The sequence below is a fragment of the Macromonas nakdongensis genome (assembly GCF_002837145.1).
Classification (GTDB): domain Bacteria; phylum Pseudomonadota; class Gammaproteobacteria; order Burkholderiales; family Burkholderiaceae_C; genus Macromonas_B; species Macromonas_B nakdongensis.
The window spans coordinates 230-9,198 of record NZ_NWMV01000142.1 but is presented as its reverse complement, the minus strand read 5'-3'; the positions used below and the strand labels follow the sequence as shown (position 1 = coordinate 9,198).

The window sequence follows — 8,969 nt, the reverse complement described above, 5'->3', positions numbered from 1 at the left end:
CGGGGTTGTGCAGGCGGTGCACCGCACCAATCGGGATGTAGGTGCTCTGGTTTTCTGAAAGCAAGAACACCTTGTCGCCGTTGGTCACTTCGGCGGTGCCTTGCACCACGATCCAGTGCTCAGCGCGGTGGTGGTGCATTTGCAGGCTCAGGCTGGCGCCGGGTGCCACGCGCGGCGCGGCGTCGGCCGGGCGCATCACGTCGCTCACCAGCGTCAGCAGTTTGCGGCCCAGTGCGCCGCCGGGGTGGGAGCGGGCGAAGTCGTCGGCCTTGAAGCCGCGCGCGCTCAGCACCGCCACCGCCAGGGCGTCGCCCATGGCCAGTTGCGCGGTGGTGCTGGCGGTGGGGGCCAGGTTGTGCGGGCAGGCTTCCTTGTCCACGGCGGTGTCGAGCACCACGTCGGCGTGGCGGCCCAGGCTGGAGCCGGCGCGGCCGGTCATGGCCAGCAGCGGCACGCCCATGCGTTTGATCAGCGGCAGGATGGCGGTGAGTTCTTCGCTCTCGCCGCTGTTGCTGATGGCCAGCACCACGTCGGCGGCGGTGATCATGCCCAGGTCGCCGTGGCTGGCCTCGGCCGGGTGCACGAACATGGCCGGGGTGCCGGTGGAGGCCAGGGTGGCGGCGATCTTGCGGCCGACGTGGCCGCTCTTGCCCATGCCGGTGACCACCACCCGCCCGCGGCAGGCCAGCAGCGCCCGGGTGGCTTGCACGAAGCGGTCGTCCAGCCGCGCGGCCATGGCCTGGACCGCCTCGGCTTCGATGGCCAAGGTGTCGCGCGCCAGGCGCAGGGTGAGGGCGGCGTCGAGGGGCGGCTGCGTCATGGCGACGATTATCCGCCATGGCCCCTGGGGCTAAGATACCCGGATGAATTCGCTGGACATTGCGCTGCTTTACCTGCTGGCCGCCGTGGTCGGGGTGGTGGCCTGCCGTTCGCTCAAGCTGCCGCCAATGCTGGGCTACCTGGTGGTGGGGGTGCTGATCGGCCCCAACGCGCTGGCGTTGGCGCAGGACTCGGCCGGGGTGCGCTACCTGGCCGAGTTCGGCGTGGTGTTCCTGATGTTCGTCATCGGGCTGGAGTTCAGCCTGCCCAAACTGAAGGCCATGAAGCGGCACGTGTTCGGCCTGGGCACGGCGCAGGTGGTGTTGACGGTGCTGATCACCACCGCGGCGTCGCTCACGCTGGGCTGGCTCATGCCCAAGTGGTGGCGCATGGAGTGGCAGACGGCGCTGGCGCTGGGCGGGGTCATGGCCATGAGCAGCACCGCCATCGTCGTCAAGCTGGTGGCCGACCGGCTGGAGCTGGAGAGCGAGCACGGCAAGCGGGTGGTGGGCATCCTGCTGTTCCAGGATTTGGCGGTGGTGCCGCTGCTGGTGCTGATCCCGGCGCTGGGCTCCAGCCCCGAACAGCTGGCCACCTCGCTGGGTTGGGCGTTGTTGAAGGCGGTGCTGTTGCTGGCCCTGCTGCTCACCGGCGGTCAGAAGCTGATGCGCTGGTGGCTGACCCTGGTGGCGCGGCGCAAGAGCGAAGAGCTGTTCATGCTCAACCTGCTGCTCATCACGCTGGGGCTGGCCTGGATGACCGAGCACGCCGGCCTGTCGCTGGCGCTGGGGGCGTTCGTCGCCGGCATGCTGATCGCCGAAACCGAATACAAGCACCAGGTGGAAACCGACATCCGGCCCTTCCACGACGTGCTGCTGGGCCTGTTCTTCATCACCATCGGCATGATGCTGGACTGGCGCCTGGTGCTGGAACGCTGGCCGCTGGTGCTGCTGTTGCTGGGCCTGTCGCTGGCCTTCAAGCTGGGGCTGATCACCGGGCTCGCGCGGTTTTTCGGCTCGTCCATGGGCACCTCGCTGCGCGTGGGCCTGTACCTGGCGCAGGCCGGCGAATTCGGCTTCGTGTTGCTGACGCTGGCGCGCCAGAACGGCCTGGTGCCGCCCGAGCTGTTCAACCCGGTGCTGGCCTCGATGGTGATTTCCATGCTGCTGGCGCCGCTGGTCATCATGGGCAGCAACCGCATCGTCACCCGCCTGGTGGGCAGCGACTGGCTGATGCAATCGGTGCAGATGACGCAGATCGCCAGCCGCGCCATGGCCACCGACAAGCACGTCATCATCTGCGGCTACGGCCGCTGCGGCCAGAACCTGGCGCGCATGCTGGAGGCCGAACACATTCCCTACATGGCGCTGGACCTGGACCCGGACCGGGTGCGCCAGGCCGCAGCGGCCGGGCATTCGGTGGTGTTCGGTGACGCGGCCCGGCTGCAGGCCCTGGTGGCCGCCGGCCTGAGCCGCGCCAGTGCGGTGGTGGTGACCTACCTCGACACCCCCAGTGCGCTGAAGGTGCTGCACCACGTGCACGAGCACGCCCCTTCGGTGCCGGCGGTGGTGCGCACCGTTGACGACCAGGACCTGAACAAGCTGCAGCAGGCCGGCGCCACCGAGGTGGTGCCCGAGGCCATCGAAGCCAGCCTCATGCTGGCCAGCCACGCGCTGGCGCTGGTCGGGGTGCCGGTGCGGCGGGTGCTGCGCATCGTGCAGAACCAGCGCGAGGCGCGTTACAGCCTGCTGCGCGGCTACTTCCACGGGGCCGACGACAGTTCGGTGGAGGAGCTGTACCAGGAACGCCTGGTCACTGTGGTGTTGCCGCTGGCGTGCAAGACCCTGGGGCTGCGCCTGTCCGACCTGGCCTTGCCCGCCATGGGCGCCCAGGTGGTGAGCCTGCGCCGGGCCGGCGGCAAGACCGTGCCGGTGACCGACGACCTGCGGCTGGCGGGCGGGGACACGCTGGTACTCTCGGGCACCGCCGAGGTGTTGGCCCTGGCCGAGGACAAGCTCGTCAGCGGCCTCTGACGACCCGATGACCCTGTTGTTCACCGGGTCATCGCCCGGCCATGGCCGCTCGCTCTGGAGGCTCCCGTATCTTGGGTGCCCACCTTTGCTTTCAGGAGCCTCCATGCTGCACCGCCGCCATTTCCTGTCCGCCGGTATCGCGGGCACCGCCGCGCTTACCTTGTCGTCCGGTTGGACGCAAGGCGCACCCAGTCTGGGGGCGCCCACCCTGCCCGCGCCGGGTTTCCGCAAGACCCAGGTGGGCGACATCGAGGTGATCGCGCTCAACGACGGCGTGCTGCGCCGGCCCCTGGGGGAGGAGTTCGTGCGCAACGCGCCGATCGAGCAGGTCCAAGCCCTGCTGGCCCGGCAGCAGCTGCCAACCAGCCACGTGGACATTCCCTTCACCCCGGTGCTGGTCGTCAGCCAGGGGGGGAAGTACCTGATCGACACCGGCTTTGCCGACAACGGTCCGCCCACCACCGGGCGACTGCTGGGGCACCTCGCGGCGGCCGGCTTCCAGCCCGGGGACATCGACCATGTGATCCTCAGCCACTACCACGGTGACCACATCAATGGCCTGCGCAACAAGGCTGGGCAGTGGGTGTTCCCCAAAGCCCGGGTGCACGTGCCGGCCCCGGAGCACGCCTACTGGATGAGCGACGAGAAAATGGACGCGGCCCCGCCGGCGGCGCAGGCCTCGTTCGACAACGTCCGCCGGGTCATCGGCAGCCTGCCGGCCGACCGGCTGGCCATTTTCGAACCCGGTGCCACCCTGGGGCCGGGCATCACCTCGCAGGCGGCTTTCGGCCACACGCCGGGCATGTCCATCTTCCAGGTCAGCTCCCGCGGGCAGTCCTACCTGTACCTGGCCGACGTGACCAACGTGCCCGCCTTGTTCGCCCGTGCGCCCGACTGGGCGGTGGCCTTCGACATGGACGCCGAAATGGCCCGCCAGACGCGGCGCCGGATCCTGGCACAGGCGGCCCAGGGGCAGATGCTGGTGGGCGGTTTCCATTTCCCCTTCCCGGCGTTCGGGCGGATCGCGCCGGTGGACCAGGGCTACGCCTTCACCCCGCTGGCCTGAGGTCCGGCGCGATGGTGCGGGGGCGCCATAATCCGGGCATGGACACCTCCGCTTACCTTCAGGCCCACATCCGCACCGTGCCCGACTGGCCGGCGCCCGGGGTGCAGTTCCGCGACATCACGCCGCTGCTGCAGGACCCGAAAGTGTTCCGGGTGCTGATCGACACCTTCGTCCACCGCTACATGGAGCGCGGCCAGCGGCCCGACGTGGTGGCCGGGCTGGACGCGCGCGGGTTCATCATCGGCTCGGTGCTGGCCTACGAGCTGGGGGTGGGCTTCGTGCCCATCCGCAAAAAGGGCAAGTTGCCCTTCACCACCGTGGAGGAAACTTACGAGTTGGAGTACGGCAGCGCCACCGTCGAGCTGCACACCGACGCGGTCCGCCAGGGCGATCGGGTGTTGCTGATCGACGACCTGATCGCCACCGGCGGCACCATGATGGCGGGACGCAAGCTGCTCGAAAAGCTGGGGGCGACGGTGACCGAGGGCGCGGCCATCGTGGCCTTGCCGGAATTGGGTGGCACGCAACGGCTGCGCGACAGCGGCCTGCCCCTGTTCACGCTGGTCGATTTCGCCGGGCATTGAGCCCGGCCGACGGCGCTCAGTCCAGGTCGCCCAGCTGGGTGTCGCTCAGGGGGGCAAACCCCTGATCGCGGGGCCGCGGCATGGGGCGGGTGGGCTCGAATTCGGGGCGTTGCCGGTCCCAGGGACCTGAGGTGTTCAGTGCCTGGTGCAGGGCTTGCAGTTCGTCGTCGCCCACGGTTTCGTGCCGGTCGGGTGCGGTGGTGGCTGCTGTCGCGGCCGCGCGCGTGCCGCGCTCGTGCTCCGGGCTGGCCATGGGTCCGCTGGTGCGCCAGTACACCGAACGAACTTCCAGTCCCAGGCGCTCCTGGGCCAGCTTCTGCAGGCTGGCCTCAAGGGTGTGCTCGTCCTCGGTGAGGCGCTCCAGGGCCTGGTGCTGGAGGTCGATCAGCACCACATGGCTCAGCCCGTCGTGGTCGAGGGTGAGCACCTTGAACTTGTAGGCACTGGACAGCACCCCGGCGCGGATCATGTTTTCCCGCACCGCCGCGTACAGGTGTTCGCGCCGGGCGGTGCGGCGCAGGCGCTGCTCCTTGCTGCCGGTGCCGGCATTGCGGCGGGTCAGGGCCGATGCCGTGGGGTCGGTTGTCGGCGCCGCGGCCTCCGGCGAGAACCAGCGCGTCAGCCGGTGCCACCAGGCGGATGGGGGAGGGGCTTTGCGGGATTTCACAGAAATCTCATCGGGTGGGGGCCATATTTGTACCGATTGTGCATCCAGCGCCGCTTTTTTTGGCCGATACTTGAAAGCGTGGTCCGAATCAGCACCAAGGAGAACGCATGAACACGAGCGTGCAAAGCGCACCGATGGCCTCGGCTTCCGGTCGCGCGGCCTCGCAGAACAGCGCCGAGTACCTGACCTTCCGCCTCGGAGCGGAGGAGTACGGCATCGACATCCTGCGGGTGCAGGAGATCCGCTCCTTCGAGGAGCCGACCCGCATCGCCAACGCGCCGCCCTTCATCAAGGGGGTGGTCAACCTGCGCGGGGTGATCGTGCCGGTGGTCGACCTGCGCATCAAGCTCGGGTGTGAGAAGGTCGAGTACAACAGCTTCACCGTGGTCATCGTGCTCAACGTCAAGGGACGGGTGGTCGGTGCCGTGGTCGATTCGGTGTCGGATGTGCTGGAGTTGGAACGCGATCACATCAAGCCAGCGCCCGACATGGGCAACTCGGCGGTCGACACCGCGTTCATCACCGGCATCGCCAGCGTGGCCGAGCGCATGCTGATCCTGATGGACATCGAGTCGCTGATGAGCAGCCCGGACATGGGCCTGATGGACGCGGCGGCCTGACCGCCGGCCGCCCCCGACCCCAAAAAAGGTGGAACCATGGATCTCTTGGCCATGATGCGGGCATTCAGCATCCGCGTGCGCATGCTCAGTGCGATCGGGGTGGTCGTTGCCCTGCTGTGTGTGGTGGGCGGCGCCGGTTGGTGGGGCTTGCAGCGCATGCAGACGGTGCAGCACGACATCGTCGACCATTCGCTCAGCGAGGCCGTGGCCTTGGGGCGCCTGCAGCTGGCCCTGGCCGATGCCCGCCGCCACGAACAGGCCATGGCCTTGCACGTGCAGGCGCCGGAGCCCTGGCGTGCCAGCCAGGCCCGGTGGCAGGAGGCGGTGGGCCGCACCGAGGCGGCCTTGCGTGAGATGCTGGCGGGCGAGGCCGACGAGGACAACGCCCAGGTGGAGGCGTTGCAGGGCCACCTGAAGGCCTACCGTGCCGCGGTCGAGCCGGTGGCCAGCCGCATGGGCGCGGGGGCGTTCGCAGACACGGCAGCCGCCCAGCAGGCCCTGGCCCCGGCCGCAGACCCGATGCAGCAGGCCGACGGCATTGTGCGGCGCCTGGAAGACCTGCTGGCCACGGAGCTGAGCGCCGTGGTGGCCGGTTCGGACCGCACCGCGCGCACGGCCCTGTGGCTGTTCGGGGGGGTGTTGCTGGCCGCGATGCTGGTGGTGGTGCCGACCACCCTGGCCAACATGCAGAGCATCTGCCGTCCGCTGGAGCAGGCGCAGGGGCTGGCCGTCGCAATTGCCCGTGGCGACCTGACCACCCGGCCCGATCTGCATGGGGCCGACGAGCTGGCCGAGTTGATGCGTTGCCTGGCCGACATGCAGGCGTCCTTGTCGCGCACGGTGGGCGAGGTGCGCCAGGCTGCGGAGGGCATTCGCGCGGCCAGCGGCGAGATCGCCAGCGGCAACCAGGACTTGAGCAACCGCACCGAGCAGACCGCGAGCAACCTGGAAGAAACCGCGGCGAGCATGGAGCAGATCACCGGCACGGTGCGCCAGTCCAGCGAGGCGGCGCAGTCGGCCAGTCACATGGCGCGTGCCAACGCCGAAGTCGCCCAGCGTGGCGGCACGGTGGTGGGGCAGGTGGTGTCCACCATGGACGAAATCAACCAGAGCAGCCAGAAGATCCACGACATCATCGGTGTGATCGACGGCATTGCCTTCCAGACCAACATCCTGGCCCTGAATGCGGCGGTGGAAGCCGCCCGGGCCGGGGAAGCCGGGCGCGGCTTTGCCGTGGTGGCTGGCGAGGTGCGCAGCCTGGCACAGCGCAGCGCCGAGGCGGCGCGCGAGATCAAGTCCCTCATCAGTGCCAGCGTGAGCAAGGTGGACGCCGGCACACAGCTGGTGCACCAGGCGGGCAACACCATCCGCGACATCGTGGACAAGGCCGGACAGGTGGCCGCCCTGATCGCCGAGATCACTGCGGCCACCGCCGAACAGGCGCAGGGCCTGGTCGAGGTCAACAGCGCAGTCAGCCAGCTCGACCAGGTGACCCAGCAGAACGCGGCCCTGGTGGAGCAGAGTGCCGCCGCGGCCGACAGCCTGCGCGAGCAGGCGCAGCGTCTGGCCGACGTGGTCGCCGTGTTCCGTCTGGCCGACGGGGCCGGCGGTCACCCGCCGCTGCAGCCCGCGGCCACCCGGGGCCATGGGCCGGCGGTGGGCTACAGCGGCCCCGAGCGCCGTTCGTCACCGCGGGCCTGAACGGTCCTCTTCTCCCTCACCCTTCGCAAAGACTCCCATGAATTTGAACAATTGGCGTATCGGTACGCGGCTGGGCCTGGCATTTGCGGTCATGTTGCTGTTGCTGGCGGTGGTGGTGGGCTGGTCCGTGTACGAATTCCGTGCCTTGCTCGTCGGCCTGGACCGGGTGGTGCAGATGGAGCGCCGTGCCGCCTTGACCGACGGTTGGGCGGCCCACACGCGCCTGAACGTCAACCGGGTGCTGGCCATCGCCAAGTCCCGCAACGACCCCGAGGTGGAGGCTTACTTCGCGCCGCAGATCGCCGAAACCACCCAGCGCATCAACGAGGTGCAGAAAACGCTGGAGGCCGAAATTTCCTCATCCGAAGGCAAGGCACTGCTGGCCAAGGTTTCTCAGCTGCGGGGCAGCTACATCGCAGCACGCAAAACCTTTTTCGAGGCCCTGAAAGCCGAGGAGTTGGACGGTGCCAGCCGCCTGTTGTCGGACCAGTTGTTGCCTGCGGCGAACGCCTACATGGCGGCGCAGGAAGAACTGGTCCAGCTCCAGCACCGTTTCGTGGACGAGTTCTCGGGGCAGGCCCGGGCCGAGGTGGACCGGGCGGTGCTGATCGTGCTCGGTCTCTCGGTTGCCGCCCTCTTGTTCGGGGTGGCGGTTGCCATTGCCTTGGGCCGCTCCATCACCCGCCCCTTGCGCGAAGCGGGGGAGTTTGCCGACACGATCGCCCACGGCGATCTGACGCGCCGCATTGCCGTCACCCGGCAGGACGAATTCGGCACCCTGCTGCGTTCCCTGGCCGAGATGCAGTCCAGCCTGCAACGCGTGGTGGGCCAGATTCGGCAGGCCGGCGACGGCATCGGCCAGGCCGCCGGCGAGATCGCGATGGGTAACCAGGACTTGAGCGGGCGCACCGAGCAGACCGCCAGCAACCTGGAGGAAACCGCGGCCAGCATGGAGCAGCTCACCGCCACGGTCCGGCAGAGCGCCGAGGCTGCGCGCCAGGCCAACCAGCTGGCGTCCAGCGCGGCCGAGGTGGCCGAGCGCGGTGGCTCGGTCGTCGGGCAGGTGGTGCACACCATGAACGACATCACCCAGAGCAGCCAGCGCATCAGCGACATCATCAGTGTGATCGACGGCATCGCCTTCCAGACCAACATCCTGGCCCTGAACGCGGCGGTGGAAGCGGCCCGGGCCGGCGAGCAGGGCCGCGGCTTTGCGGTGGTCGCCGGCGAGGTGCGCACCCTGGCCCAGCGCAGCGCCCAGGCGGCGAAGGAAATCAAAGACCTGATCAACGCCAGCGTGTCCCGGGTGCAGGACGGCAGCCGCCTGGTGGAGGACGCCGGCACCACCATGCACGAGATCGTCGGCAGCGTGCAGCGCGTGTCCGACATCATCGGCGAGATCACCGCCGCGGCGGCCGAGCAGAGCGACGGCATCGGTCAGGTCAACGTGGCTGTGAACCAGCTCGACCAGATGACCCA

General features: G+C 69.0%; 8 protein-coding genes. 6 read left to right on the top strand and 2 right to left on the bottom strand.

The features are described 5' to 3' along the window. Positions 1 to 820 (bottom strand): KpsF/GutQ family sugar-phosphate isomerase (locus tag CON77_RS14330; protein WP_101050231.1); only part of this gene is annotated, 820 nt, incomplete at its 3' end. Positions 821 to 863: 43 nt separating this feature from the next. Here CON77_RS14330 and CON77_RS14325 point away from each other — a divergent pair. From CON77_RS14325 to CON77_RS14315, 3 genes are all read left to right on the top strand, one after another. Further along, on the top strand, positions 864 to 2,852 hold the full coding sequence (locus CON77_RS14325) for a monovalent cation:proton antiporter family protein (RefSeq protein ID WP_101050229.1): 1,989 nt from the start codon (positions 864 to 866) through the stop codon (positions 2,850 to 2,852). Positions 2,853 to 2,955: 103 nt separating this feature from the next. Next, positions 2,956 to 3,918, top strand: coding sequence for an MBL fold metallo-hydrolase (locus CON77_RS14320; protein ID WP_101050227.1), 963 nt, complete (start codon positions 2,956 to 2,958; stop codon positions 3,916 to 3,918). Positions 3,919 to 3,956: 38 nt separating this feature from the next. Continuing rightward, on the top strand, positions 3,957 to 4,502 hold the full coding sequence (locus CON77_RS14315) for an adenine phosphoribosyltransferase (protein WP_101050225.1): 546 nt from the start codon (positions 3,957 to 3,959) through the stop codon (positions 4,500 to 4,502). A 16-nt stretch (positions 4,503 to 4,518) separates the two neighbouring features. Here the strand turns inward: CON77_RS14315 and CON77_RS14310 are convergent, their stop codons facing one another. Beyond that, positions 4,519 to 5,169, bottom strand: a complete 651-nt coding sequence (locus tag CON77_RS14310) for a hypothetical protein (protein ID WP_101050223.1) — start codon at positions 5,167 to 5,169, stop codon at positions 4,519 to 4,521. 107 nt (positions 5,170 to 5,276) lie between these two features. Between CON77_RS14310 and CON77_RS14305 the strand changes: the two genes are divergently transcribed. The 3 genes from CON77_RS14305 to CON77_RS15755 form a co-directional block, all read left to right on the top strand. Next, positions 5,277 to 5,789, top strand: a complete 513-nt coding sequence (locus tag CON77_RS14305; protein WP_101050221.1) for a chemotaxis protein CheW — start codon at positions 5,277 to 5,279, stop codon at positions 5,787 to 5,789. A 36-nt stretch (positions 5,790 to 5,825) separates the two neighbouring features. After that, positions 5,826 to 7,490, top strand: a complete 1,665-nt coding sequence (locus CON77_RS15760) for a methyl-accepting chemotaxis protein (protein ID WP_101050219.1) — start codon at positions 5,826 to 5,828, stop codon at positions 7,488 to 7,490. A gap of 37 nt (positions 7,491 to 7,527) precedes the next feature. After that, positions 7,528 to 8,969 (top strand): methyl-accepting chemotaxis protein (locus CON77_RS15755; RefSeq protein ID WP_304442165.1); only part of this gene is annotated, 1,442 nt, incomplete at its 3' end.